At 66.2% G+C, this 26,968-nt stretch carries 26 protein-coding genes; 20 read left to right on the forward strand and 6 right to left on the reverse strand.

What is annotated here, in order from left to right:
* Positions 1-51: 51 nt before the first annotated feature.
* From ileS to RXV88_RS11115, 4 genes are all read left to right on the forward strand, one after another.
* A complete protein-coding gene (gene ileS, locus RXV88_RS11100) occupies positions 52-2,973 on the forward strand; it encodes an isoleucine--tRNA ligase (protein WP_316292829.1) in 2,922 nt (973 codons plus the stop codon).
* Positions 2,974-3,040: 67 nt separating this feature from the next.
* Positions 3,041-3,529, forward strand: a complete 489-nt coding sequence (locus tag RXV88_RS11105) for a histidine phosphatase family protein (RefSeq protein ID WP_316292830.1) — start codon at positions 3,041-3,043, stop codon at positions 3,527-3,529.
* Positions 3,516-3,767 (forward strand): DUF3253 domain-containing protein, encoded by a 252-nt coding sequence (locus RXV88_RS11110; RefSeq protein ID WP_316292832.1) that lies wholly within the window; start codon positions 3,516-3,518, stop codon positions 3,765-3,767. The genes RXV88_RS11105 and RXV88_RS11110 overlap by 14 nt, the downstream gene beginning before the upstream one ends.
* Entirely contained in the window at positions 3,764-4,234 is a 471-nt protein-coding gene (locus tag RXV88_RS11115) for a methylated-DNA--[protein]-cysteine S-methyltransferase (protein ID WP_316292834.1), read from the forward strand. Before RXV88_RS11110 ends, RXV88_RS11115 begins: the two co-directional genes overlap by 4 nt.
* Positions 4,235-4,423: 189 nt before the next feature.
* Here the strand turns inward: RXV88_RS11115 and RXV88_RS11120 are convergent, their stop codons facing one another.
* On the reverse strand, positions 4,424-5,257 hold the full coding sequence (locus RXV88_RS11120) for a prephenate dehydratase (protein WP_316292836.1): 834 nt from the start codon (positions 5,255-5,257) through the stop codon (positions 4,424-4,426).
* 124 nt (positions 5,258-5,381) lie between these two features.
* Here RXV88_RS11120 and RXV88_RS11125 point away from each other — a divergent pair, with 124 nt between their 5' ends.
* The 5 genes from RXV88_RS11125 (at position 5,382) to RXV88_RS11145 (ending at position 11,948) form a co-directional block, all read left to right on the forward strand.
* Complete coding sequence (locus RXV88_RS11125) at positions 5,382-5,894, forward strand: cytochrome c family protein (RefSeq protein WP_316292838.1); 513 nt, start codon at positions 5,382-5,384, stop codon at positions 5,892-5,894.
* Positions 5,895-6,060: 166 nt separating this feature from the next.
* The gene (locus RXV88_RS11130; RefSeq protein WP_316292841.1) at positions 6,061-7,965 is read left to right on the forward strand and encodes an extracellular solute-binding protein; all 1,905 of its coding nucleotides are present in this window, start codon (positions 6,061-6,063) and stop codon (positions 7,963-7,965) included.
* Between the two features lie 6 nt (positions 7,966-7,971).
* A complete protein-coding gene (locus RXV88_RS11135) occupies positions 7,972-9,045 on the forward strand; it encodes a microcin C ABC transporter permease YejB (protein ID WP_316292843.1) in 1,074 nt (357 codons plus the stop codon).
* Between the two features lie 70 nt (positions 9,046-9,115).
* A complete protein-coding gene (locus tag RXV88_RS11140; protein ID WP_316292943.1) occupies positions 9,116-10,258 on the forward strand; it encodes an ABC transporter permease in 1,143 nt (380 codons plus the stop codon).
* Between the two features lie 97 nt (positions 10,259-10,355).
* Positions 10,356-11,948 (forward strand): ABC transporter ATP-binding protein, encoded by a 1,593-nt coding sequence (locus tag RXV88_RS11145; RefSeq protein ID WP_316292844.1) that lies wholly within the window; start codon positions 10,356-10,358, stop codon positions 11,946-11,948.
* Positions 11,949-12,275: 327 nt separating this feature from the next.
* Here the strand turns inward: RXV88_RS11145 and hemN are convergent, their stop codons facing one another.
* Complete coding sequence (gene hemN / locus RXV88_RS11150; RefSeq protein WP_316292846.1) at positions 12,276-13,631, reverse strand: oxygen-independent coproporphyrinogen III oxidase; 1,356 nt, start codon at positions 13,629-13,631, stop codon at positions 12,276-12,278.
* A 59-nt stretch (positions 13,632-13,690) separates the two neighbouring features.
* Between hemN and fnrL the strand changes: the two genes are divergently transcribed.
* Both fnrL and RXV88_RS11160 read left to right on the forward strand, forming a co-directional pair.
* The gene (gene fnrL / locus RXV88_RS11155; protein ID WP_316292848.1) at positions 13,691-14,443 is read left to right on the forward strand and encodes a transcriptional regulator FnrL; all 753 of its coding nucleotides are present in this window, start codon (positions 13,691-13,693) and stop codon (positions 14,441-14,443) included.
* Positions 14,436-15,353: a PhzF family phenazine biosynthesis protein gene (locus RXV88_RS11160; protein ID WP_316292851.1), complete on the forward strand. Its 918-nt coding sequence runs from the start codon at positions 14,436-14,438 to the stop codon at positions 15,351-15,353. Before fnrL ends, RXV88_RS11160 begins: the two co-directional genes overlap by 8 nt.
* 21 nt (positions 15,354-15,374) lie before the next feature.
* Here RXV88_RS11160 and RXV88_RS11165 read toward each other — a convergent pair whose 3' ends face one another.
* Positions 15,375-16,214: a universal stress protein gene (locus RXV88_RS11165; protein WP_316292852.1), complete on the reverse strand. Its 840-nt coding sequence runs from the start codon at positions 16,212-16,214 to the stop codon at positions 15,375-15,377.
* A gap of 196 nt (positions 16,215-16,410) precedes the next feature.
* On the opposite strand from RXV88_RS11165, the gene ccoN reads away from it, so the two are divergent.
* Genes ccoN through ccoP form a run of 4 tightly spaced genes read left to right on the forward strand, consistent with a single transcriptional unit; the run spans position 16,411 to position 19,854 of the window.
* On the forward strand, positions 16,411-18,033 hold the full coding sequence (gene ccoN / locus RXV88_RS11170) for a cytochrome-c oxidase, cbb3-type subunit I (protein ID WP_316292853.1): 1,623 nt from the start codon (positions 16,411-16,413) through the stop codon (positions 18,031-18,033).
* A 12-nt stretch (positions 18,034-18,045) separates the two neighbouring features.
* Entirely contained in the window at positions 18,046-18,777 is a 732-nt protein-coding gene (gene ccoO, locus RXV88_RS11175) for a cytochrome-c oxidase, cbb3-type subunit II (protein ID WP_316292855.1), read from the forward strand.
* Between the two features lie 10 nt (positions 18,778-18,787).
* Entirely contained in the window at positions 18,788-18,991 is a 204-nt protein-coding gene (locus tag RXV88_RS11180) for a cbb3-type cytochrome c oxidase subunit 3 (RefSeq protein ID WP_316292858.1), read from the forward strand.
* Entirely contained in the window at positions 18,988-19,854 is an 867-nt protein-coding gene (gene ccoP, locus RXV88_RS11185; protein ID WP_316292859.1) for a cytochrome-c oxidase, cbb3-type subunit III, read from the forward strand. Before RXV88_RS11180 ends, ccoP begins: the two co-directional genes overlap by 4 nt.
* A 156-nt stretch (positions 19,855-20,010) precedes the next feature.
* Here the strand turns inward: ccoP and RXV88_RS11190 are convergent, their stop codons facing one another.
* Both RXV88_RS11190 and RXV88_RS11195 read right to left on the reverse strand, forming a co-directional pair.
* The gene (locus RXV88_RS11190; RefSeq protein WP_316292861.1) at positions 20,011-20,139 is read right to left on the reverse strand and encodes a hypothetical protein; all 129 of its coding nucleotides are present in this window, start codon (positions 20,137-20,139) and stop codon (positions 20,011-20,013) included.
* A complete protein-coding gene (locus RXV88_RS11195) occupies positions 20,132-20,287 on the reverse strand; it encodes a hypothetical protein (protein ID WP_316292863.1) in 156 nt (51 codons plus the stop codon). The genes RXV88_RS11190 and RXV88_RS11195 overlap by 8 nt, the downstream gene beginning before the upstream one ends.
* A 94-nt stretch (positions 20,288-20,381) precedes the next feature.
* Between RXV88_RS11195 and RXV88_RS11200 the strand changes: the two genes are divergently transcribed.
* From RXV88_RS11200 to ccoS, 5 genes are all read left to right on the forward strand, one after another.
* Entirely contained in the window at positions 20,382-21,254 is an 873-nt protein-coding gene (locus tag RXV88_RS11200; RefSeq protein ID WP_316292865.1) for a LysR family transcriptional regulator, read from the forward strand.
* 97 nt (positions 21,255-21,351) lie between these two features.
* Complete coding sequence (ccoG, locus tag RXV88_RS11205) at positions 21,352-22,779, forward strand: cytochrome c oxidase accessory protein CcoG (RefSeq protein WP_316292867.1); 1,428 nt, start codon at positions 21,352-21,354, stop codon at positions 22,777-22,779.
* Complete coding sequence (locus RXV88_RS11210) at positions 22,776-23,237, forward strand: FixH family protein (RefSeq protein ID WP_316292869.1); 462 nt, start codon at positions 22,776-22,778, stop codon at positions 23,235-23,237. Before ccoG ends, RXV88_RS11210 begins: the two co-directional genes overlap by 4 nt.
* A gap of 4 nt (positions 23,238-23,241) precedes the next feature.
* Positions 23,242-25,428: a heavy metal translocating P-type ATPase gene (locus RXV88_RS11215; protein WP_316292871.1), complete on the forward strand. Its 2,187-nt coding sequence runs from the start codon at positions 23,242-23,244 to the stop codon at positions 25,426-25,428.
* 4 nt (positions 25,429-25,432) lie between these two features.
* Complete coding sequence (gene ccoS, locus RXV88_RS11220) at positions 25,433-25,591, forward strand: cbb3-type cytochrome oxidase assembly protein CcoS (protein WP_316292873.1); 159 nt, start codon at positions 25,433-25,435, stop codon at positions 25,589-25,591.
* A 207-nt stretch (positions 25,592-25,798) separates the two neighbouring features.
* Here the strand turns inward: ccoS and RXV88_RS11225 are convergent, their stop codons facing one another.
* On the reverse strand, positions 25,799-26,968 hold the full coding sequence (locus tag RXV88_RS11225) for a type III PLP-dependent enzyme (protein ID WP_316292945.1): 1,170 nt from the start codon (positions 26,966-26,968) through the stop codon (positions 25,799-25,801).

Here is a 26,968-nt window from a genome sequence, read left to right on the forward strand (position 1 = left end):
GCCGTACCCACACCCTAAGATTTCCGTTGCCCTGAAAAGGATGCACCGACCATGTGCGCCGACACGCCCGACTACAAAGACACGCTGAACCTGCCCAAGACCGATTTCCCGATGCGCGCGGGATTGCCCAAACGCGAACCCGAATGGCTGGCCCGCTGGGACAGCATCGGGATCTACGACCGCCTGCGCGATACCGCCGACGGCCGCCAGCCCTTTACGCTGCACGACGGCCCGCCCTATGCCAACGGGCATCTGCACATCGGCCACGCGCTCAACAAGACGATCAAGGACATGATCGTGCGCAGCCACCAGATGATGGGCTATGACGCGCGCTACATCCCCGGCTGGGATTGCCACGGCCTGCCCATCGAGTGGAAGATCGAAGAGCAGTACCGCGCGAAAGGCCAGAACAAGGACGAGGTCGACATCGTCGACTTCCGCCAGGAATGCCGCAAGTTCGCCGACGGCTGGATCGACGTGCAGCGCGAGGAATTCAAGCGGCTGGGCGTGACCGGCTGCTGGGACCGCCCCTACCTGACGATGGACTACCGCGCCGAGCGGATCATCGCCGAGGAATTCCAGAAGTTCCTGATGACCGGCGTGCTTTATCAGGGCTCCAAGCCCGTGATGTGGTCGCCGGTGGAAAAGACCGCCCTCGCCGAGGCCGAGATCGAGTATCACGACCACAAGAGCCACACGATCTGGGTGCCTTTCAAAGTTCGAACTGTAAAAGGCAACGAGATCGAGGATGGCACGTATCTTCTGGATTGCGAGGCAAAAGTGGTAATCTGGACCACGACCCCTTGGACCATCCCGTCGAACAAGGCAGTGGCCTATAATCCGACAGTCGAATACGGCTTGTATCGGATAGAAGAGACTCCGGAAGAATGCTGGGCAAAAGTCGGCGATCACTATGTCATAGCGGATAAATTGGCCGCCGAAACTTTTGAAAAGGCTCGGGTTGTTCAATTCAAGAGAATCCGCGGCGTAAACCCCGCGAATATTGGAAGAATGGATCATCCTTTCGCGGGCGTTGACCGGGCCAAAGGCTTCTGGGATTACGACGTGCCGATGATCGACGCCGATTACGTCACCGACGATGCCGGCACCGGCTTTGTGCACACCGCGCCCAGCCACGGCGCGGACGACTACGAATCCTTCGTCAAGCGCGGCTGGACCGACCGCATGACCCACAACGTCGGCGAGGAAAGCGAATTCCTGCCGCATGTGCCGTTCTTCGCCGGGCTGCAGGTCTTTGACCGCAAGGGCAAGGAAGGCAAGGCCAACGCCGCCGTCATCGACAAGCTGGTCGAGGTCGGCGGGCTTCTGGCGCGCGGGCGCATGACCCACAGCTACCCGCATTCCTGGCGCTCCAAGGCGCCGGTGATCTTCCGCAACACGCCGCAATGGTTCGCCGCCATCGACCGCGAGGTCGGCGACGGGCAGGACACCTACGGCAAGACGATCCGCCAGCGCGCGCTGACCTCGATCGACCAGCTGGTCAAATGGACCCCGCAATCGGGCCGCAACCGGCTTTTCTCGATGATCGAGGCGCGGCCCGACTGGGTGCTGTCGCGCCAGCGCGCCTGGGGCGTGCCGCTGACCTGCTTCACGAAGAAAGGCGCGCTGCCCACCGACGAGGGCTTCCTCTTGCGCGACGAAAAGGTCAATGCCCGCATCAACGAGGCGTTCGAGGCCGAAGGCGCCGACGCCTGGTACAAACCCGGCGCCAAGGAGCGCTTTCTGGGGAACGACTACGACCCGGCGGAATGGGATCAGGTCTTTGACATCCTCGATGTGTGGTTCGATTCAGGCTCGACCCACGCCTTCGTGCTGCGCGACCGCGAGGACGGCACCGAAGACGGCATCGCCGATGTCTACATGGAGGGCACCGACCAGCACCGCGGCTGGTTCCATTCGTCCATGCTGCAGGCCTGCGGCACCATCGGCCGCGCGCCCTATCGCAACGTGGTCACGCATGGCTTCACGCTGGACGAGAAGGGCAACAAGATGTCCAAGTCCATCGGCAACACCATCGCGCCCGAGGACGTGGTCAAGCAATACGGCGCGGATATCCTGCGGCTGTGGGTGGCGCAGACCGACTACACCGCCGATCAGCGTATCGGCCCCGAGATCCTGAAGGGCACCGCCGACAGCTACCGCCGCCTGCGCAACACCATGCGCTTCATGCTGGGGGCACTGGCGCATTTCACCGAGGATGACCGCGTGGACGTGGCAGAGATGCCCGAGCTCGAGCGCTGGGTGCTGCACCGGCTGGCCGAACTGGATCACCAGGTGCGCAAGGGCTATGCCGCCTTCGACTTCCAGGGCGTATTCCAACAGCTCTTCAACTTTGCCACGGTCGAGCTGTCGGCGTTCTACTTCGACATCCGCAAGGACGCGCTATATTGCGACGGCGACACCCCGCGCCGCCGCGCCGCGCGCACGGTGCTCGACCTGCTATTCAACCGGCTGACCACCTGGCTGGCGCCGATTCTGGTTTTCACCATGGAGGAGGTCTGGCTGGAACGCTTCCCGGGCGAGGGCAGCTCGGTCCACCTGACCGACATCCCCGACACCCCCGCCGACTGGCTGAACGAGCCGCTGGCCGCGAAATGGGCGCAGGTGCGCCGCGCCCGCCGCGCGGTGACGGCGGCGCTGGAGATTCAGCGCAGCGACAAGGTGATTGGCGCCTCGCTCGAGGCGGCCCCGGTGGTGCATGTGCGCGACGCCGAGATGCTGGCGGCGCTGAAATCGGTCGATTTCGAGGATATCTGCATCACCTCCGACATCGTGCTGACCGGCGATCCGCTGCCCGCCGAGGCCTTCCGCCTGCCCGAGATCGAAGGCGTCGGCGTGGTCTTCGAGAAAGCCGAGGGCGACAAGTGCCAGCGCTGCTGGAAGATCCTGCCCGATGTGGGACACCACGCCCATCCCGGCACCTGCAAGCGCTGCGACGCGGCCCTGGCGTAACGATTGTGACCGCCGGTCCGCGCGGCTAGACTCCGCACAGGCTTGGACCTGTGCGGAGGATCGGATCATGGATCGCAGGACGGTCATTTTCGGCGGCGTGGCGCTTTTGGCCGGCTGCGGCGCGGCGTCGGGGCCGCTACGGCTCGCGCCCGGAACAACGCTCTATGTCACGCGGCACGGCGACCGCGACGGCGAGGATCTGTCAGACCGGGGCCGCGCCCGGGCGCAGGCGCTGACCGGCGCGCTGGCGGCGCTGCCGCTCGATGCGATCTACAGCCCCGGCATCCAACGCAACCTCGACACCGCAGCCCCCATCGCCGCCGCCCGCAGCCTGCCGGTGCAGCACCGTCCGCAGGAAAACCCGACCGCGCGGCTGGTGCGCGACAGCGCCGGGGGCCACGTCCTCTGGGTCGGCAACAAGGGCAACATCACCGCGATATGGGAGGCGCTGGCCCTGCCCACGCCGCCGCCGCTGGACTACGGCGATCTGGCCATCGTCCGCAGCGATGCCGAGGGCCGGGTGACCGTGGAACGCCGCCGCTATGGCCCCGAGTGACGACCGGATCGCGGCCACGCTGATGGCGCTGGCACGGGCACGCGGGGCGGGCAAGAGCTTTTGCCCCTCCGAAGCCGCCCGCGCCCTCGCCTCGGATTGGCGGGGGCTGATGCCGCGCATCCGCCGCGTCGCCGCCGACCTGCCCGCTTTGCGCGCCACGCAACGGGGCGCCTCGGTCGACCCGGTCACCGCGCGCGGTCCGATCCGGCTGAGCCTGCGCGAAGGTGCCGGACGATGACCGGCCCCGACCGCCCCCGCCGCATGACCGTCCAAAGCCCTCTGGGCCCGCTGACGATTACCGAAGAGGAAGGCGCGATAACGGCGCTGGCATGGGCCGAGGGCGGCGCCGAGGACACGCCGCTGCTGCGCGACGCGGCGCAACAGCTGGAGGCGTATTTCGCCGGCGACCGTACGGACTTCGAGTTGCCCCTGCGGCCCGCCGGATCGGCGTTCCAGAAACAGGTCTGCGCCGCGATGGCAGCGATTCCCTTCGGCGACACCCTGACCTATGGCGAGATCGCCAGGGCCCTGAACGCCCCGCCCCAGGCCGTGGGCCAGGCCTGCGGCGGCAACCCAATCCCGATCCTCATCCCCTGCCACCGGGTACTGGGCCGCAACGGGCTGGGCGGGTTCTCCGGCGGAACGGGCGTCGAGACCAAGATCTGGCTGCTGAAGCACGAAAGAGCGGGCGGCCTGCTGATCTGATCCGCGCCGGGCCGGGGGCGCTGCCCCCGGACCCCCGGGATATTTTTGACCAGATGAAACGGAGGGGCCGGAGCGATCGGAGGCTGTTCCCGTGGCCCAAAGTCCGGAACCCGCGGACCCGATCTCAAGCGTATTGCGCCGGCCAGGCAGACCGGAAACCAGCGCGCGCCGAAGGCGCGCTCCGCTGGATCAATCCCGGCCGGGGTCGCGCGGATAGACGCCGAGGATCTCGAGCATGTCGGTGAAATAGGCCAGCTCTTCCAGCGCGCGGGCGACGGGCGGATCGTCGGGGTGGCCCTCGATATCGGCGTAGAACTGGGTCGCGGTGAACGACCCGCCCACCATGTAGCTTTCCAGCTTGGTCATGTTCACGCCGTTGGTGGCGAAGCCGCCCATCGCCTTGTAGAGCGCCGCCGGAATGTTGCGCACCTGGAAGACGAAGGTCGTCATCATCCCGTGATCGCCGCGGCGGCTGAGGTCGGCCTCGCGCCCCATGATCAAAAAGCGCGTGGTGTTGTGGTCATGATCCTCGATATGGCGGGCGAGGATCTCGAGCCCGTTGAGCTCTGCCGCGAGATCCGAGGCCAGCGCGCCCACCCGACGATCGCCCGCCGCGGCGATTTCGGCGGCGGCGCCGGCGCTGTCGGCCGCCGCTTCGCTTCGGATGCCGTATTGCGACAGAAAGCTCTGCGCCTGCGGCAAGAGCACCAGATGCGCGCGCACCAGTTCCAGCTCGTCGATCTTGACGCCCGGCAGGGCCATCAGGCTGATGTGCACCCGCACGAAGGCCTCGTCCACGATGCGCAAACCGCTTTCCGGCAAGAGCCGGTGGATATCGGCGACGCGGCCATAGGTGGTGTTCTCGACCGGCAGCATCGCCAGGTCGGCGGACCCGTCGCGGACCGCCTCGATGCAATCCTCGAAGGTGCGGCGCGGCAGCGGCTCCATTTCGGGCCGCGCGTCGCGGCAGGCCTGGTCGGAATAGGCGCCGGGCTCGCCCTGGAAAGCAATTCGGCCGGTCATAGCGCATCGTCCCCACGTTTGTCGCCCGCAAGGGCGTTTGGTCGCGGCTTCTATACCTTGCCTTAGGTGGAGGGAAGCCATAGATACCCGCGCAAACCAAAGCTATCAGACGGACACACGACCCATGCTTGATACGATGACGTTCACCAAGGTAGTCGGCGGCCTTTGCGGGTCGCTGCTGATTTTCCTGCTGGGCAAATGGGCGGCCGAATCGCTGTACCACGTCGGCGGCGGTCACGGCGAACATGCGCAGGCCTATGTCATCGAGACCGGCGAGGAAGACAGCGGCGCGGCCGAAGAGGAAGTCGTGGATTTCGGTGCCCTTCTGGCGGCGGCCGATCTGGGCGACGGCGAGAAGGTGTTCGGCAAGTGCCGCGCCTGCCACAAGATCGACGGCACCGACGCGACCGGCCCGCACCTGAACGGCGTCGTGGGCCGCGACATCGGCGCGTCCGAGGGGTTCGCCTATTCCGGCGCGCTGAGCGAACAGGCGGATGTCTGGACGCCAGAGAACCTCAACGCCTTCCTCGAGAACCCCAAGGGCTGGGCCCCGGGCACCACGATGGGCTATGCCGGTCTGAAAAAGCCCGAAGACCGCGCCAACCTGATCGCCTGGCTCGATTCGCTGGATGGCTGATCGCCGCGACCGTGAATTTTCCAAAGGGCCGCTGCCTCGTGCAGCGGCCTTTTTCATTTCCGCCCGCTTTGCTTCACGATCACGCAATCTCACCTTGAATGTGGAAGCGGCTGGCCCTTAGCTTAGTTCACAAGGGAAGGTACGCAAAACCTCCGGAGGGGAGCATATGAGAAAGAGACAATCGCAGGCCCGGGCCAAGGCCGTCGACGCCCGCCGCCACCTGGTGCTGATCTTCACGCTTCTTTCGGCGCTTGGCCTGGCCATGGCCGCCATGGCCAGCACGGCCGAGGATCAAAAGATCGTCACATCGCATGGCGTTTCGACCTTCGGCGATCTGAAGTACGGCCCCGATTTCACTCATTTCGACTATGCCAATCCCGACGCGCCCAAGGGCGGCACCTTTTCGACCTGGGCTTTCGGCACCTTCGACAGCCTGACCCCCTATATCCTCAAGGGCAACGCGGCCTCGGGGGCGACGCTGTTCTACGACAGCCTGCTGACCGGCAACCTTGAAGAGCCGGACGCGATGTACGGGCTGGTGGCGGACTCTCTGGAATACCCCGAGAACCGCGAATGGGTGATCTTCCGCATGCGCCCCGAGGCCACGTTCCGCGACGGCACGCCCGTCACCGCCGAGGACGTGGTCTTTTCCTACAACATCCTGCTCGAAGAGGGCCGCCCGACCTTCAAGACCACCTTCGAATATTTCGAAACGGTCGAGGCGCTGGACACCCACACCGTCAAGTTCACCTTCGACCCCGAAGGCCCGCTGCGCGAATTGCTGATGACGGCGGGCGGCCTGCCGATCTTTTCCAAGGCCTATTACGAGACCCGCGATTTCGGCGAATCGAGCCTCGAGGCGCCGATGGGCTCGGGCCCCTACGACCTGCTCGAGATCGAACCGGGCCGCACCGTGTCCTACAAGCGGCGCGACGATTACTGGGCCAAGGACCTGCCCGTAAACGTCGGCCACAACAATTTCGACGTGCTGAAGTTCGAATATTTCGCCGATTACACCACCGCCTTCGAGGCGTTCAAGGCCGGTGCGTACCTCTACCGCGAGGAGTTTTCGTCCAAGGTCTGGGGCACGTCCTACAATTTCCCGTCCATCGACGAAGGCCACGTGATCGTGGAAACCCTGCCCGACGGCCGCCCCGCCGGCACCCAGGGCTTCTGGTTCAACCTGCGCCTGCCGAAATTCCAGGACGCCCGCGTGCGCGAGGCGATCGGCATGGCGTTCAATTTCGAATGGTCCAATGAATCGCTCTTCTACGGGCTCTATGCACGCACCGACAGCTTCTGGGAAAACTCGCCCACCCTGCAGGCCGAGGGCATGCCCACCGAGGCCGAGCTGGCGCTGCTGGAGCCGCTGCGCGCCGACATCCCCGAAACGGTCTTTACCGAACCGGCCTTCACCCCCGCCGTGTCGGATGCGGACGATCTGGCCGACCGCCGCGTGCTGCGCCGCGCCGGAAGGCTGCTGAACGAGGCCGGCTGGGAGGTGGGCGACGACGGCTTCCGCTACAAGGACGGCGAAAAGCTGACCATCGACGTGCTGAACGACAGCCCCAGCTTCGACCGCATCATCAACCCCTATATCGAGAACCTCAAACGGCTCGGCGTCGACGCCGCATCGAACCGTGTCGATCCGGCCGAAAGCCAGGAGCGCGAAAAGAACTTCGATTTCGACATGGTCACCCAGCGCTTCAGCATGTCCCAGACCCCGGGCAACGAGCTAAAGTCGATCTTCGGGTCTGAAACCGCGAACACGCCCGGGTCGGTGAACCTGGCGGGCATCGACAACCCCGCCGTCGACAAGCTGATCCGCGTCATCGCCGACGCCAAATCGCGCGAGGAACTGGACACGGCCGTCAAGGCGCTCGACCGGGTGCTGCGCGCCATGCATGTCTGGGTGCCGCAATGGTACAAGGGCGAACACAACATCGCCTATCTCGACGTCTTCGGCCGCCCCTATACCGACAACCCGCCGCCGATGTCGCTGGGCACCACCTCGATCTGGTGGTGGGACGAGGACAAGGCCCAGGCGATGCGCGACGCGGGGGCGCTGTAACCCGCGATGGGCGCCTACATCCTAAGACGGCTTCTGCTGATCATTCCCACCCTGCTGGGGATCATGATCATCAACTTCACGCTGGTGCAATTCGTGCCGGGTGGCCCGATCGAGCAGATCCTCGCCCAGATCGAGGGCGAGGGCGACGTCTTTGCCGGCATCGCCGGCGGCGGCGGAGAGGTCGAGGCCGCCAGCGAGGAGGGCGCGGGCCGGCGCGGCCTGCCCCCCGAATTCATCGCCGAGCTGGAAAAGGAATTCGGCTTCGACAAGCCCCCGCTCGAACGCTTTCTGTCGATGTTGTGGAACTACATGACGCTCGATTTCGGCGAGAGCTATTTCCGCTCGATCAGCGTGATCGACCTGGTGCTGGAAAAGATGCCGGTGTCGATTTCGCTGGGGCTCTGGTCGACGCTTATCGCCTATATCGTGTCGATCCCGCTGGGCATCCGCAAGGCCGTCAAGGACGGCACCGCCTTCGACACCTGGACCTCTGGCGCGATCATCGTGGCCTACGCGATCCCGGGCTTTCTCTTCGCGATCCTGCTGCTGGTGCTCTTCGCGGGCGGCTCGTACTTTCAGATCTTCCCACTGCGCGGCCTCACCTCAGACAATTTCGACGAGCTGAGCCTGCTGGGCAAGGTCGCCGATTACTTCTGGCACATCGCGCTGCCGGTCATCGCCTCGACCATCTCGGCCTTCGCGACGCTGACCCTGCTGACCAAGAACAGCTTTCTCGACGAGATCAAGAAGCAATACGTCATGACCGCCCGCGCCAAGGGGCTGAAGGAAAGCCAGGTGCTCTACGGCCATGTCTTCCGCAACGCCATGCTGATCGTGATCGCGGGCTTTCCGGCGGTCTTCATCGGCGTCTTCTTCTCTGGCTCGCTGATCATCGAGACGATCTTCTCGCTCGACGGTCTGGGCCGGCTGGGGTTTGAAGCGGCGGTCGCGCGCGACTACCCGGTGATCTTCGGCACGCTCTTCATCTTCGGGCTGATCGGGCTGGTGGTCGGCATCCTGTCGGACCTGATGTACGTGCTCGTCGACCCCCGCATCGACTTCGAGAAACGGGAGGGCTGAACCCATGGCGACCCAACCCGATCCGCAGCAGGAACTGAACCCCGACGTGCTGCCCGCCCATGTGCCGGGCATGCCGCCGCATGTGCCGCCCACCCCGCCGGGCCGCTTCACACTGTCGCCGCTGAACCAGCGCCGCTGGCGCAACTTCAAGAAAAACCGCCGTGCCTATTGGTCGCTTTGGATCTTCGGCATCCTCTTCGGCCTGTCGCTCTTTGCCGAGTTCATCGCCAACGACAAACCGATCCTGGTGCAGTACCGCGGCGAATATTTCACCCCGATCACCAGCTTCTATCCCGAAACCGCTTTTGGCGGCGACTTCCGGACCGAGGCCGCCTACCGCGACCCCGAGGTGCAATGCCTGATCCGCACCGGCGGGCTCGAGGAATGTTTCGACGACCCCGAAGGCCTGATCGAACAGGTCGATCAGGGCATGGTGCTCGATGGCGATTTCTACAAGGGCTGGATGCTCTGGCCGCTCATCCCCTACAGCTATCAGACCCCCGTCGACCGCCCCGGCGCGGCCCCGCTGCCGCCCAACGACCAGAACTGGCTGGGCACCGACGACACCAAACGCGACGTGGTCGCCCGGGTGATCTACGGCTTTAGGCTGTCGATCCTCTTCACGCTGATCGTGACGGTGCTCTCCTCGGCCATCGGCATCTTCGCCGGCGCCGTGCAGGGCTATTTCGGCGGCTGGATCGACCTCATTTTCCAGCGCATCATCGAGATCTGGGCCTCCACCCCGTCGCTCTACGTCATCATCATCCTCTTCGCGATCCTGGGGCGAAGTTTCTGGCTCTTGGTCTTCCTGACGGTGCTCTTCGGCTGGGTCGCTCTGGTGGGCGTGGTGCGCGCGGAATTCCTGCGCGCGCGCAACCTCGAATACGTCCGCGCCGCCAAGGCGCTCGGCGTCTCGAACTGGAAGATCATGTTCCGCCACATGCTGCCCAACGCCATGGTCGCCACCGTGACCATGCTGCCCTTCATCGTCACCGGCACGATCAGCACACTGGCAGGCCTCGATTTCCTGGGCTTCGGCCTTCCCTCCTCGGCGCCCTCGCTGGGCGAACTCACGCTACAGGCCAAGCAGAACCTGCAGGCGCCCTGGCTCGGCTTCACCGCCTTCTTCGTCTTCGCCATCATGCTGTCGCTGCTCGTCTTCATCTTCGAAGGCGTGCGCGATGCCTTCGACCCCCGAAAGACCTTCTCATGACCGACCCTGCTGCTTCTTCTTGGCAAAAATACTCCGGGGGGGCCGCAGGCGGGGGCAGCGCCCCCTCCACGGCCGAAATCCGCAAAGGCCTCGACGCATGAGCGCCACGCTCGAAGTCGAATCGCTCGCCGTCAGCTTCCAGCAGGATGGGGCCGTCACCCACGCGGTGAAGGGCGTCAGCTTTTCCGTGCACAAGGGCGAAACCGTGGCCCTGGTGGGCGAAAGCGGGTCGGGCAAGTCGGTCACGGCGCTGTCGACCGTGTCGCTGCTGGGCGACAGTGCGTCCGTCTTCGGATCGGTGAAATACAACGGCCAGGAAATGATCGGCGCCGACGACGCGCTGTTGCGCAAGGTGCGTGGCAACGACATCAGCTTCATCTTCCAGGAACCGATGACCTCGCTCAACCCGCTGCACACGCTGGAAAAGCAGCTGGCGGAATCGCTCGCCTTGCACCAGGGGCTGGTGGGCGAGGCTGCCCGCGCGCGCATCCTCGATCTGCTGACCAAGGTCGGCATCCGCGACCCCGAAAGCCGGCTCGGCGCCTATCCGCACCAGCTCTCCGGCGGGCAGCGCCAGCGGGTGATGATCGCCATGGCGCTGGCCAACGGGCCGGACCTGCTGATCGCGGATGAGCCGACCACCGCGCTCGACGTCACGATCCAGGCGCAGATCCTGCAATTGCTGGCCGATCTGAAAACGACCGAGGATATGAGCCTGCTCTTCATCACCCACGATCTCGGCATCGTGCGCAAGATCGCCGACCGGGTCTGCGTGATGAAGGACGGCCAGATCGTCGAATCCGGCCCCACCGCCGAAATCTTCGCCGATCCGAAACACCCCTACACGAAAATGCTGCTTTCCGCCGAAAGCACCGGCTCCCCCGAGGAGGTCCCGCAAGGGGCCGAGGAGGTGGCCCGGACCGACAATCTCAAGATCTGGTTCCCGATCCAGAAAGGCCTGCTCAAACGCACCGTGGGCTACGTCAAGGCGGTCAACGATGCCTCGATCACCGTGCGCGCCGGCGAAACCGTCGGCATCGTCGGCGAATCGGGCTCGGGCAAGACCACCCTGGCGCTGGCCATCATGCGGCTCATCGCGTCCGAAGGCGGGATCACCTATCGCGGCCAGGACGTGCGCAAATGGTCCACCCGGGAACTGCGCCGCCTGCGCTCGGAAATGCAGATCGTCTTCCAGGATCCCTTCGGCAGCCTCAGCCCGCGCATGACCTGCGAACAGATCATCGCCGAGGGGCTGGGCGTGCATGGCGCGCCCGACGGCCGGTCGCACCGCGAACACGTGACCGAGGTGATGACCGAGGTCGGCCTCGACCCGGCGACGATGCACCGCTATCCGCATGAATTCTCCGGTGGCCAGCGCCAGCGCATCGCCATCGCCCGCGCCATGGTGCTGCGGCCCCGGCTGGTGGTGCTGGACGAACCGACCTCGGCGCTGGACATGACCGTCCAGGTGCAGATCGTGAACCTTCTGCGCGACCTGCAGCGCAAGTACGACCTCGCCTATCTCTTCATCAGCCACGACCTCAAGGTCGTCCGCGCGATGAGCCACAAGGTCATCGTGATGAAACAGGGCGACGTCGTCGAATACGGATCGGCCGCCGAGATTTTCGACGCGCCCAAGACGGAATACACGAAAACGCTCCTCTCCGCCGCCTTCGATCTGACGGGGTGACGGCAAGGACCTGAGTCCGCGCCCGTCACGCTCCGAGCCGCGACCAGCGCCTGCCCATGGGATGGCGCGGCTTCGACACCGGCCGGGGTCTTGGCTTTACCCATGACGGAACGCGCAGCCGTGCCAGCGCCGACCCGCGGGGTGGCGCGCCTGACAGCCATTCTACGCGCTTTATTGCAGCCAACTCATTGCGGGCAACGAGCAAAGCGCCGACGACAGCCAAAGCGCCGCCCCGGGGGGCGGGTCGGCGCTGGCACGGCGGCCAGCGGCCTTGATTCCGTGCCTGTTACGCCGTGAGCCTTACGTGGCTCCCCAGCCCGCACCCCTTCAGATCGCCGAGCTGTGCCCCGCGCGGCTGAGGTCGTAGGCGTCGAAGCTGCGCGCGATCATCCGGGTCAGCGGCCGCGCCTCGCGCGGGACGAAGAGCCCGTCCTCCGTCACCTCCAGCAGGTTCTCGAACTCGGAGGACGCCTTGCGGAACATCGCCTGCAGCGCCTCGCGGCCGATGCCGAATGTGCTGCAAATCTCGTCGCTGCGGATGCGGAAGTCGCACATCAGCGCCTCGATCAGACGCGCGCGCAGCTTGTCCTCACCCGTGAACACATGACCGCGCGACACCGCGAACCGGCCCTCCCGCACCGCCTTGGTATAGGCCGAGGTGGCCGGGGCGTTCTGGGCATAGCCCTGCGGAAAGCGCGAAATCGACGACGCCCCAAGCCCGATCAGCACCGACGCCGTGTCGTCGGTATAGCCCTGGAAATTGCGCCGCAGCCGCCCGGTCTTCTGCGCGATGGTCAGCCCGTCGGATTGCGTCGCGAAATGGTCGATGCCGATCTCGGCATAGCCGTCCCAGACGAAGAGCCGCCGCGCGGTCTCGAACAGCGCCAGCCGCTCTTCCGGCGTGGGCAGCGCGTCCGACGGGATCAGCTGCTGGCGCTTGGCCATCCAGGGCACATGCGCATAGCCGTAAAGCGCGACCCGGTCGGGGGCCAGCGACAACAGCTTTTGCACCGTCTCGGTGATGCGCGCGCGCGACTGGTCCGGCAATCCAAAGAGGATGTCGGCGTTCAGGCTGGGCACGCCGCGCTCGCGGATCATGTCGACCGTCCGGCGGGTGATGTCGAACCCCTGGATCCGCCCGATCACCTGCTGGATCGCGTCGTTGAAATCCTGCACCCCGATCGAGGCGCGGTTGAGCCCGCCTTCGACCAGCGCGTCCAGCCTGGCCTCGTCGACCTCGTTGGGGTCGATCTCGACCGAGAATTCGGCGTTCTCGGCGAAATCCGCCACTTCGCGCACCGAAGCGGTCAGCGCGCGGATCAGATCCGGCGTCAGCAGCGTCGGCGTGCCGCCGCCCCAATGCAGCCGCGACAGCCGCACCCCGCGCGGCAGATGCGCGCGCAAGAGCGCCAGCTCGGCCTGCAGCGTTTCCACATAGGCCGCGACCGGCGCGCCGGTGGCGGTGCCTTGGGTGCGGCAGGCGCAGAACCAGCACAGCCTGCGACAGAACGGCACATGCAGATAGAGCGAGATGTCAGAATGTTCCGGGATTGCTTCGATCCACTCGACAAACTGGGCGGATCCTACCCCACCGGCAAAATGCGGCGCGGTGGGATAGCTGGTGTATCGCGGCACTTTCGCGTCAAAGAGACCCAGCTTGGCAAGTTGTGTTCGTGTCATCATGGATTTACACTTAGATCTGTACCGACGGGTACTTCTTTGACCCAGATCAAGGGCCGAAAATGACGCTATTGAACGACCAGTCCCTTTCTGTTTCCCAAAGTTGCGGCGACTGTCCCATCCGGCATCGCGCGGTTTGCGCGCGCTGCGAGGCGGACGAGCTCGAGCGCCTGGAACAGATCAAGTATTACCGCAAGTTCGAGGCCGGCCAGACCGTGGTCTGGTCCGGCGACAAGATGGATTTCGTCGCGTCCGTGGTGTCGGGCATCGCCACCCTGACCCAGACGATGGAGGACGGGCGCACGCAGATGGTCGGGCTGCTGCTGCCCAGCGACTTCGTCGGCCGCCCGGGCCGCGGCTCCGCCGCCTATGACGTGGTGGCGACGACCGACCTGGTGATGTGCTGTTTCCGCAAGACCCCGTTCGAGGACATGATGACCCGCACGCCGCACATCGCGCACCGCCTGCTGGAAATGACCCTCGACGAGCTTGATGCCGCGCGGGAATGGATGCTGGTGCTGGGCCGCAAGACCGCGCGCGAAAAGATCGCCTCGCTCTTGTCGATCATCGCCCGGCGGGACGCCTCGCTCCAGCAGCGGGCGAACGAAGACCGCATCGTCTTCGACCTGCCGCTCACCCGCGAGGCGATGGCCGATTACCTCGGCCTGACGCTCGAGACGGTCAGCCGCCAGATGTCGGCGCTCAAGCGCGACGGGGTGATCGAGCTTCAGGGCAAGCGCCACGTCATCGTCCCCGACATGAGCCGCCTTCTGGAAGAGGCAGGCGACGATACCGACGGCGGCATCCTTGCCTGACCAGGGCGGCGCGCTGGCCTTTGCCACGCTGGATGTCTTCACCGATGGTGCGTTTTCCGGCAATCCGCTGGCGGTCGTTCTGGACGCCGACGGGCTGACCACCGACGCGATGCAGACCATCGCGCGCGAATTCAACCTGTCCGAGACGATCTTCGTCCAGCGCCCGGCGGACCCGGCAAACACCGCCAAGGTGCGGATCTTTTTCCCCACGGCCGAGATCCCCTTCGCCGGGCACCCGACCATCGGCTGCGCTTTGTATCTGGCGCAGCGGATGCATGGCGAGGGCGACATCGACACCGTTCTGCGGCTCGAGGAAGAGGCTGGGCTGGTGCCGGTGCGGGTCTGGTGCGAAAACGGCGCCCGCTGGGCCGAGCTGACGGCCCCGGTCGTGCCGCACGCCGCAACCCGGGGCACGACGCCGCCCGCCGACCTGCTGGCCCGCGCCATCGGGCTTGGCCGCGACGCGATCGGCTTTGGCACGCACGCCCCGGCGGTCTGGGAAGGCGGGCCGCGGTTCCTTTATATCCCGGTGGGCAGCCTCGACGCATTGGCCGAGGCCCGCCCGCATGAGCCCACCTGGTCCGAGACGATGACCCGCGCCGCCGTGGACAGCGCCTATCTTTATACCCCGCTGCCGCAGGGCGGGTATCGCGCGCGGATGTTCTCGCCCACCGCCGGCATCCCCGAGGATCCGGACACAGGCTCGGCCAGCGCTATCCTCGCGGCGCAATTGCTGGCCTCGGGCGACCTGGCCGAGGGTGAGACCCGCGTCACCCTGCAACAGGGCGTCGAGATGGGCCGCCCCAGCCGCATCGCCCTGCGGATCCTGACCAAAGGCGGCGCGCTGGACGCCGTTCACGTGGCGGGACAGGCGGTCGACATCTCCGACGGGCGGATCCGCCACCCCTGACCCCGCTTCGCGCCGGGCGCGTCAGTGCGTCATGAAGACCGGCACAGGCGACACTTCGAGCATGTTCCGCGTCGCACCACCCAGAATGGCCTCGCGGAACCGCGAATGGCCATAGGCGCCCATGACCACCAGATCGGCGCTCATGTCCGACACGTGGCGCACCAGCACGTCCGACACCCGCGGCATGGTCTTGGACAACACGTCGATATCCGCATGCACCCCGTGGCGAGCCAGGAACTGCGCCATCATCCCGCCGGGATCGGACCGGGTCGGGCCGTGGCGCGGCGGGTCGATCACCACGATATGCACCACCTCGGCGGCACAGAGCAGCGGCAGCGCGGCGCGCGCGGCGCGCATCGCCTCGGGGCTTTCGTTCCACGCCAGCGCGATGCGCTTGGGCGGGGTCATGGCGGGGTAGCCGTCGGGCCAGATCATCACCGGCACATGCCCGTCGAAAAGCGCCCCCTCGGTCACCGGTTCAAGCTCGACCCCGTGATCCTTGCCGTAGGGCATGGGCAGGCAGACCAGATCGCTGAACCGCGCCCGCGAGGCGACGTGACGGGCGATGTCGGCCAGCTGCGCGACGCCCTCTTCGACCGCCCAGCGAAGGGCGGTGCCGGTCAGCTGCTTCCGGGCCCGCTCGGCCAGCTCGCTGGCCTCGTTACCGGCGCGTTGCAGGGTCTCTTGCAGGACCATCGCGTTCGCGCCAGCATAGTAATACCCGGTCTGCGTCCGGTCGACGCCAAGACACAGCACATCCAGATGCGCGTCATGCGCCGAGGCAAGCGCCTTCGCCTGCGTCAGCGTGGCATCCGCCAGGTCCGCATCGGTCAAGACTGTCAGAATGGAATTGTAGGCCATCGTGTGCTCCGCTCCGTGAGTTTGCGCCTTCACGTTAGCGACGCGCAAAGAGTCGCACTTTGACCCCGGTCAACCACATGCCCGCCAAAGGTTGACGCAGATCAAGGTAGCGCGGGGGCAAAACCCGCATCTACGGGGCAGTCAAAACCGCCTGTGCGGCGTTACGAATCGTGCGGGTTAGACGAAGGGACGAAAAATGTTGAATTATATCAAGCTGATCGCGCTCGGCCTGATCACGGTATTCGCCATGATCGCCGCCAGCTACGCGCGCGACGTGGCTTATATGGTCCATGCCATCCTGATCATGGTGATCGCGGGCGGCATGTTCCTGTGGGTGCTGCGCCGTACCGATGAGCCGGTCCGGGCCGCCGCCTCGGGTGCGGCCGAACTGAGCTACATGGACGATGTGATCCGCGCAGGCGTGATCGCCACCGCCTTCTGGGGCGTCGTCGGCTTTCTTGCGGGCACGTTCATCGCGTTTCAGCTTGCCTTTCCGGCGCTGAACTTCGACTGGGCCGAGGGCTACGCCAATTTCGGACGACTGCGGCCGCTGCACACCTCGGCGGTGATCTTCGCGTTCGGGGGCAACGCGCTGATCTGTACGTCCTTCTACATCGTGCAGCGCACCTCGGCCGCGCGGCTCTGGGGCGGCAACCTGCCGTGGTTCGTGTTCTGGGGCTATCAGCTCTTCATCGTCCTGGCGGCCACCGGCTATCTGCTGGGCGGCACGCAGTCCAAGGAATACGCCGAACCGGAATGGTACGTCGATCTGTGGCTGACCATCGTCTGGGTCGCCTATCTGGCAGTGTTCCTGGGCACGATCATCAAACGCAAAGAGCCGCATATCTATGTGGCCAACTGGTTCTTTCTGTCCTTCATCGTCACCGTCGCCATGCTCCACGTGGTCAACAACCTGACCATCCCGGTCAGCATCTGGGGCAGCAAGTCGGTCATCGTCTGGCCCGGCGTGCAGGACGCCATGGTGCAATGGTGGTACGGCCACAACGCGGTGGGCTTCTTCCTGACTGCGGGCTTTCTGGGGATGATGTATTACTTCGTCCCGAAACAGGCCGAACGCCCCGTCTTTAGCTACAAGCTGTCGATCATCCACTTCTGGGCGCTGATCTTCATCTACATCTGGGCCGGTCCGCACCATCTGCATTACACCGCCCTGCCAGACTGGGCCTCGACCCTTGGCATGGTGTTCTCGATCGTGCTCTGGATGCCCAGCTGGGGCGGCATGATCAACGGCCTGATGACCCTTTCCGGGGCCTGGGACAAGCTGCGCACCGACCCGATCATCCGCATGATGGTGATCTCCCTCGGCTTCTACGGCATGTCCACCTTCGAAGGGCCGATGATGTCGATCCGCGCGGTCAACTCGCTGTCGCATTACACCGACTGGACCATCGGGCACGTGCATTCCGGCGCGCTTGGCTGGAACGGCATGATCACCTTCGGCGCGCTCTACTTCCTGGTGCCGCGTCTGTGGAACCGCGAGCGGCTCTATAGCCTCAGCATGGTCAGCTGGCACTTCTGGCTCGCCACCATCGGCATCATTCTCTACGCGGCGTCCATGTGGGTGACCGGCATCATGGAGGGCCTGATGTGGCGCGAAGTGGATCCCAACGGCTTCCTCGTGAACTCGTTCGCCGACACCGTCGCCGCCAAGTTCCCGATGTATGTCGTGCGCGGTCTGGGCGGGGTCATGTACCTGGCCGGTGCCATCATCATGTGCGTCAACCTGTGGATGACGGTGACACGCGGCAAGGCCAAGGACGAAGCCGCCGCCATCGCTCACGCCACGCCGGCCGAATAAGGAGGCCCAGACATGTCAACCATTCTGCAAAAGCACGGCGTTATCGAACGCAACGCCACCCTGCTTCTGATCCTCAGCTTCCTTGTCGTCACCATCGGCGGTCTGGTGCAGATCGTGCCGCTCTTCTACCTCGAGAACACCATCGAGGAAGTCGAGGGCATGCGCCCCTACACCCCGCTGGAACTGGCCGGGCGCGACGTCTACATCCGCGAGGGCTGCTACGTCTGCCACAGCCAGATGGTCCGCCCGATGCGCGACGAGGTCGAGCGGTACGGCCACTACAGCCTTGCGGCGGAATCGATGTACGACCATCCGTTCCAGTGGGGCTCCAAGCGGACCGGGCCGGATCTGGCCCGGGTCGGCGGTCGCTATTCGGACGAATGGCACGTCGATCACCTGCGCGACCCGCAGGCGGTGGTACCGGAATCGGTGATGCCGAAATACGGCTTCCTCGAGGACACGCTGATCGACGGCAAGTATATCGGCGACCTGATGGCCACCAACGCCATCGTCGGCGTGCCCTATTCGGACGAGATGATCGAGGCGGCGCAGGCGGACTTCCGCGCCCAGGCCGACCCCGACAGCGACACCGACGGGCTGCTGGAACGCTATGGCGAAGCGGTGAACGTGCGCAACTTCGACGGACGCCCCGGTGTCTCCGAGGCGGACGCGCTGATCGCCTATCTTCAAATGCTGGGCACGCTGGTCGATTTCTCGACCTTCACGCCCGACGCCAGCCGCTAAGGAGGCCCCGATGGAAACCTACACCTTCCTTCGGCAGCTCGCCGACAGCTGGGTCCTGCTGGCACTGTTCCTGTTCTTCGCCGGCGTGGTCTTCTGGGCCTTTCGCCCGGGCAGCGGGTCCACGCACAGCGACGCCGCAAGCATCCCGCTGCGCAACGAAGACCGGCCCCTGGCCGAACCCAAGACACCCGCCGAAAAGGAGGCGCGGACATGAACGCCCGTAAAGACGACGATCTCGATTACGAGACAACCGGCCACATATGGGACGGGATCCGGGAATACAACAAACCCCTGCCGCGCTGGTGGCTCTGGACCTTCTACGCCACCATCGTCTGGGGTGTGGGCTATACCATCGCCTACCCGGCCTGGCCCGGCATCAAGGAGGCGACCCCCGGTCTGCTGGGGTTCTCGACCCGCGCGCAGGTGGCCGAGGACATCGCCGCCGTCGAAGCGGCCAACGCCGAGATCAACGCCAAGCTGGCCTCGGTCGAGCTGACGGCCATCGCCGACGATCCCGAACTTCTGACCTACGCCACCCAGGCCGGGGGCGCGGTGTTCCGCACCTGGTGCGCGCAATGCCACGGCTCGGGTGCGGCGGGCGTTCAGGCGGCGGGCTATCCCAACCTGCTGGACGACGCCTGGCTCTGGGGCGGTGACATCGAATCGATCCACCAGACCATCGCCCACGGCATCCGCAACGAAAACGACCCGGATGCCCGCTGGTCGGAAATGCCCGCCTTCGGCGAATTGCTCGAAGACGGCGAGATCCCCGCGGTTGTCAACTACGTCATGTCGCTGTCCGGAGAGCCGATGGACGCCAGCCTCGTGGCGCAGGGGCAAGAGGTCTACGACATCAATTGCTCGGGCTGCCACGGCGAGGACGCGGCGGGTGACATTTATCAAGGCGCGCCCAACCTCTCCGATGCAATCTGGCTCTACGGCGGCGATTATGACACGCTGGTCGAGACGGTCACCTACTCCCGCTTCGGGGTGATGCCGTCCTGGGCCGACCGCCTGAGCGATGCCGAAATCCGCGCCGTGGCGACATATGTCCACGGCCTGGGCGGCGGCGAGTAAACACCGGTTCCCCGGCGGCACGCCGTCGGGGGGACAGCGCCGGCCATCAAAAACTGTTCGCGCGTTTCCTGATGGCCGGCGCTTTTTTCATGACGCAATCCTAGAGTTGCACCGATCAGCGCCCGGCCCCACGGCCGGGCGCAATTCGTTTCACGCTTATCGCGCCGCCCAGAACCGCACCGGCACGATCCAGCGCCCGCCGCGCCCCGGTCGGCGCGGCTGCCGTGCTGTGCCCCCTTCGCGGCGAAACATCAGATCCGAGATATACACCACGGGGTCAATCATCGCGCTGCCTCCGCATGGCGTCCGTCTGCACGGGCGACGACCGGCGACGGCGCGCATCGTCCAGCCACTGGGCGTCTTCCAGGATCGTGCGGCTGTCGTTACGGCTGGCAATCATGAAACTTCTGGCTAAGGTGTAGAACATATCCATGTTTCCTCTGTTCTGAATCTGCCCGCCCATGCTTGACCAAACCCGCTATCCATGCGAGCCATTAAAAATACACATCTGTAAGTTCCACTGACATATGCCCGTTCCCGACCTTCCCCCGCTGTCATCGCTGCGCGCATTCTCGGCCTTTGCCTTGACCGGATCGGTCACCCGGGCGGGGGCCGCGCTGAACGTCAGCCACGCCGCCGTCAGCCAGCAGCTGCGTAAGCTTGAGACCCATCTCGGGGTGGCGCTGCTGGACCGCAGTAACCGCCAGATGACCCTGACGCCCGAAGGCGTCCAGCTGGCGCGCGTCCTGGAAGAGGGATTCGGCCGCATGGCGCAGGTGATCGAAGCCGTGACCGGGGCCGATGCCGAACGGCCGCTGCAGATCTCGTGCACACCCAGTTTCGGCGCGATCTGGCTGATGCCGCGGCTGGCCGAGTTCCGCCAGACGGCACCCGAGGTCGAGCTGATGATCAACCCCAGCCCCGCCTTTTCCGACCCCGCCCCCGGCGGCGTCGACGTGGCCTTGCGCTATGGCACCGGGCCGTGGCCGGGGCTCGACTGCGAATTCCTGCTGGCCGCGCCCCTGGTGGTGGTCGGCGCGCCGTCGCTCTTCAACGGCACGCCGCCGCAAAGCCCCGAAGAGCTGCTGGATTACCCCTGGCTGCAAGAGTTCGGCGAGAGCGAGGCCCAAAGCTGGCAATCCCAGCTTGGCGTCACCGGCCCCCCCCGGGCGGGCGTCCTCCATGTGCCGGGCAACCTGATGATCGACGGCGTTCGGCAGGGCCAGGGCCTCGCCCTGACCACGCGGCCGGCGGTCGAGGAGGATATCGCCTCGGGCCGGCTGCTGCTGCTCTTCGAGGGCGACCGCGACCGGGCCTATCACATCGTCACCGCGCCGGGCGTGCCGCGCCCGCCGCTCAAGACCTTTCTCAAATGGCTGCGAAAGGCGGCGCGCAAATAGATATCTTAAAGATATAGAAATTGACCCATGTCAAAGCCCCCGCTGCCACCGCTTGCCAAAAGGGGCGCAAGAAAACCCGCAAGCGGAGCGCCCCCTCGTGGCCGATACCCCCCCTTCCCTCTACGCCGCCCGTGAACCGATCTTTCCCAGACGGGTCAGCGGCGCCTTCCGCAACCTCAAATGGTTGATCATGATCGTCACCCTGGGCATTTACTACATCACGCCCTGGCTGCGCTGGGACCGGGGGCCGAACCTGCCCGATCAGGCGGTGCTGGTGGATCTGGCCGGGCGGCGGTTCTTCTTCTTCTGGATCGAGATCTGGCCACATGAGTTCTACTTCGTCGCCGGTCTGCTGATCATGGCGGGGCTGGGGCTGTTTCTGTTTACCTCGGCGCTGGGACGGGTCTGGTGCGGCTATGCCTGCCCGCAGACGGTGTGGACCGACCTCTTCATCCTGGTCGAGCGCTGGATCGAGGGCGACCGCAACGCCCGCCTGCGCCTGCACCGGCAGAAAAAGCTGGACGCGCGCAAGATCCGGCTGCGGCTGACCAAATGGGTAACCTGGTTCCTGATCGCGCTGGCGACCGGTGGCGCCTGGGTGTTCTATTTCACCGACGCGCCGACGCTGGCGCGCGATCTGGTGACGGGCCAGGCGCATCCGGTGGCCTACACCACCATGTTCATCCTGACCGCGACCACCTTCTTCTTTGGCGGCTTCGCGCGCGAACAGATCTGCATCTACGCCTGCCCGTGGCCGCGCATCCAGGCCGCCATGATGGACGAGGACACCCTGACCGTCGCCTACCGCGACTGGCGCGGCGAGCCGCGCGGCAAGCACCGCAAGGGCGAGGGGGCCGAAAACCTCGGCGATTGCATCGACTGCATGGCCTGCGTCAACGTCTGCCCCATGGGCATCGACATCCGCGACGGCCAGCAGATGGAATGCATCACCTGCGCGCTCTGCATCGACGCCTGCGACGACGTGATGGAGAAGATCGGCAAGCCGCGCGGCCTCATCGACTATATCGCCCTGTCGGACGAGCCGCGCGAGCGTGAGGGCCACCCGCCGCGCCCCGTCTGGCAGCACGTCTTCCGCCCGCGCACGATCCTCTACACCACGCTGTGGTCACTGGTGGGGCTTGGGCTGCTCTTTGCGCTCTTCATCCGGGCGGATATCGAGATGACCGTCGCGCCCGTGCGCAACCCGCAGTTCGTGACGCTGTCGGACGGATCGATCCGCAACACCTACGACGTGCGGCTGCTGAACAAGCACGGCGACGACCGGCCCTTCCGCCTGACCGTCAAGGGCGACCCCGCGTTGCGCATCCAGCTCGAGGGAACACCCTATGAGACCGTCACCGTGCCCGCCAACGAGACCTACCTGCAGCGGGTCTACGTGGTGGCCCCCGGCGGATCGGCCCCGGCACGGGCCGAACGCACCGACATGCGCCTCTGGGTCGAGGACACCTCGAACGGCGAGCGCGCTTATACCGACACGATCTTCAACGGGACGGCAACACAATGACCCACGAACGCAAACTCACCGGCTGGCACGCGCTGGCGATCTTCGGCGGCGCCTTCGCCGTCATCATCTCGGTCAACCTGGTGCTGGCCTACAGCGCCATCAGCACCTTCCCCGGGCTCGAGGTCAAGAATTCCTACGTCGCCAGCCAAAGCTTCGACAGCCGCCGCGACGCGCAGGAAACGCTGGGCTGGTCGGTCGACGCCCGCGCCACCGGCGGCCTGCTGATCCTGTCGATCACCGACGCCGACGGCCGGCCCGTGCAGGCCGGCACGCTCGACGCCGTGCTGGGCCGCGCCACCCATGTGCGCGACGACCGCACCCCGGATTTCGCCTTTGACGGCCGCGCCTATGTCGCCCGCGAAAGCCTGCGCCCGGGCAACTGGAACATCCGCATGAAGGCCACCGCGCTCGACGGCACGCCCTTCGAACAGCGCGTCGTCCTGCACGTGACGGAGTAACCCCATGACCGCGACGATGCGCGCGCCGATCTCCGCCTGCCCCGCCTGCGCCGCGGCCCCCGCCGCCGAGGCGCTGGCCGAGGCCACGCAGCCCCGCGACAGCCAGCTGATCCTGTCGCTGCCCACGATCCATTGCTCGGCCTGCATGACCAAGGTCGAGCGCGCTCTGGGCCAGACACCGGGCGTCCGCTCGGCGCGCGTCAACCTCACCATGAAGCGCGTGACGGTCGAGGCCGACCCGAGCGTCACCGCCGCCGACCTCATTCCGGTGGTCGAGGCCGCGGGATACGAGGCGCACGAGCTTGACGCCACTGCCCTGACCGCGACCCAGGCCGACAAGGCGGGGCGCGATCTGCTGATGCGGCTGGCAGTCGCGGGCTTTGCGGCGATGAACGTCATGCTGCTGTCGGTCGCCGTCTGGTCCGGGGCCGAGGGCCCCACCCGCGACATGTTCCACTGGATTTCCGCCGCCATCGCCCTGCCCACCGTGGCCTTCTCGGCCCAGCCTTTCTTCCGCAACGCCTGGACGGCGCTGCGGGCGGGGGCGCTCAACATGGACGTGCCGATCTCTTTGGCGATCCTCTTGGCGGTCGCGACCTCGCTCTGGGAAACCGCGCTGTCGGGCGAGCACGCCTATTTCGACGCCGCCGTCGCGCTCACCTTTTTCCTGCTGGCGGGCCGCTATCTGGACCACCGCACCCGCGCCATCGCGCGGTCGGCCGCGCAGGAACTGGCCGCGCTCGAAGTGCCCCGCGCCCTGCGGGTCACCGCCACCGGCACCGCCGAGGTCCCGGTCGCCGAGCTTGCCGTCGGCGACCGCGTCCTGGTGCGCCCCGGCGGGCGGATGCCCGTCGACGGCGAGGTGATCGAGGGCAGCTCGGAACTCGACCGCTCGCTCTTGACCGGCGAGACTCTGCCCGTGCCCGCCGCCCCCGGCCTGATGGTCAGCGCGGGCGAGGTCAACCTGACCGGCCCGCTGACCCTGCGCGCCACCGCCGTGGGGCGCGACAGCTCGCTGCACCGGCTGGCCGATCTGGTGGCCGTGGCCGAGGCCGGGCGCTCGAACTACACCAGCCTCGCCGACCGCGCCGCCAAGCTTTATGCCCCCGGCGTTCACATCCTTTCGGCGCTCGCCTTCCTGGGCTGGCTTGCCTACAGCGGCGACCTGCGCGTCGCGCTCAACATCGCCGCCGCGGTGCTGATCATCACCTGCCCCTGCGCGCTGGGTCTGGCCGTGCCCGCGGTCACCACCGCCGCCTCGGGGCGGCTCTTCCGCAAGGGGATGCTGATCAAGGAAGCCACCGCGCTGGAGCGACTGGCGCAGGTCGACACCGTGGTCTTCGACAAGACCGGCACGCTGACCGCAGGCACGCCCGAGCTGACCAACCTAGACGCCTTCAACGACACCGAACAGGCCATCGCTCTGGCCCTGGCCGAGAGCTCCGCCCACCCGCTGTCGCAATCGCTGACCTCTGCCGCCCGCGCCGCCGGTATCACGCCCGCAGAGGTGACAGACATCACCGAACGCCCCGGCCACGGCACCGAAGGCACATGGCAAGGCCAGACCGTCCGCCTGGGCCGTGCCGACTGGCTGGATGCACCCGAGGCCGCACAGACCGCTGCCTGGCTCAGGATCGGCGACGCGCCCGCGCGCCCCTTTCACTTCACCGACCGCCTGCGCGACGGCGCGGACGAACTGGTGACGGCGCTCAAAAGCGCCGGGCTGAACGTGGCGCTGCTGTCGGGTGACGCGGAACGCCCCGTCGCCGATCTGGCCGCGCGTCTCGACGTCCAGACCTGGCAGGCCGGAATGCTGCCCGAGGACAAGGCCGCCCATATCGCCGCGCTGACCGATCAGGGACACCGCGTGCTGATGGTGGGCGACGGGCTCAACGACACCGCCGCGCTGGCGGGCGCGCATGTCTCGATCTCGCCTGCCTCCGCGCTCGACGCCGCGCGCGTGGCCTCGGATATCGTGCTGCTGGGCCAGAGCCTCGCCCCCATCGCCGAGGCGCTGAGTGTCGCGCAAAAGGCCACCCGCCGCATCCGCGAGAATTTCAGCATCGCGACCTGGTACAACCTGATCGCCGTGCCGCTGGCCATCGCCGGGCTCTGCTCACCGCTGATCGCCGCCTTGGCCATGTCGGCCTCGTCGATTACAGTCTCCCTGAACGCCCTGCGCCTGAGGTGATGCGATGACCGTGCTGGCCTATCTGATCCCGATTTCCCTGATCCTCGGCGGGCTGGGGCTGGCGGCGTTTCTGTTCGCCCTGCGCAGCCGGCAATACGATGACCCCGAAGGCAATGCACAGCGCATCCTGTCCGGCGAATACGACGACAAGCCCAAGCAATAGGCTGCGCGCGGCGCCTTTACCGACCGTCAATAATCCTCAAAGAATCAATAAGTTAAATGTCATAGCCCCTGCCCCAATGTTTCGCGTGCGAAACATTGGGGCAGCAAGACTGACCTAACGGGACACCGCTCCTCCCACGGCAAACTCCCAGGTCGTTCCGATAAGGAATGCGCGACGCAGCCCCGGGCTTGCCCCGGGGCCTCCGACTCAGATCACCACCACGTCCAGCGGCGGGAAGCCGTTGAAGCCCACGCTCGAATAGGTCGAGGTATAGGCCCCGCAGGACCGGATCACGATCCGGTCGCCCGCCCGCAGGCCCAGCGGAAGCTGCACCGGCTGACGCTCGTAAAGCACGTCCGCGCTGTCGCAGGACGGCCCCGCGAGGATGCACGCGCCGGTCGGCTCGTGGTCGCGGTCGGTGCCGAACTGATAGCGGATCGCCTCGCCCTCGGTCTCGGCCAGGCCAGAGAAACGGCCGATGTCCAGATAGACCCAGCGGTGCAGGTCGTTCTCGGACTTGCGCGACACCAGCAGCACCTCGGCGGCGATGGCGCCGGCCTCTGCCACCAGACCCCGGCCCGGCTCCGCCATGATGTGCGGCACATGGCCGAAACGCTCGGTCACCAGGCGCATCACCTCGGCGGCATAGGCCGCGGGCGCGTCGATGTCCTGACCGTAGAAGGCCGGGAACCCGCCGCCGATGTTCAGCAGGCTCAGCGTGTGACCTGCGTCGCGGGCGGCGTGCCAAACGGCGGCCACCTGATCCAGCGTCGGCGCCCACATCGCCGCACGACGGGTCTGCGACCCGACGTGGAACGAAAAGCCCACCGGCCGCAGGCCGAGCGCAACCGCCATGTCGAGCAGCCCCAGCGCCTTGTCACGGGCGCAGCCGAACTTGCGCGACAGCGGCCAGTCGGCCTCGGAGGCGTCGACGATCAGCCGGACATAGACCTCTGCACCGGGCGCGTTCGCCGCGATCTTTTCCATCTCTTCCTCGGCGTCGACCGAGAAGAGCGTCACGCCCACCGAATGCGCCCAGGCGATGTCCGACGCGCGCTTGATGGTGTTGCCGAACGAGATCTGCGCCGGCTGCGCCCCTGCGTCGAGGCACATCTGAATTTCGACCCGGCTGGCGGCGTCGAAGTTCGACCCGGCAACCACCAGGCGGAGCAGGATGTCCGGCGCCGGGTTGGCCTTGACCGCATAATGGATCCGCGCACGCCCCAGCCCCTGGGCAAGGGCCGCGTATTGACGGGCCACCGCGTCGCCGTCGACCACCAGCGTCGGGCGGTCGAACACGTTCTGCGCGATGTAGGCTTCGGTGCGGGATACGGGTGCGGCATCGCGGGCGGTCAGCCCGGTCACGTATGCGTTCAT

Origin of the sequence: Aestuariicoccus sp. MJ-SS9, assembly GCF_032586235.1 — a bacterium.
Lineage (GTDB): Bacteria > Pseudomonadota > Alphaproteobacteria > Rhodobacterales > Rhodobacteraceae > Aestuariicoccus.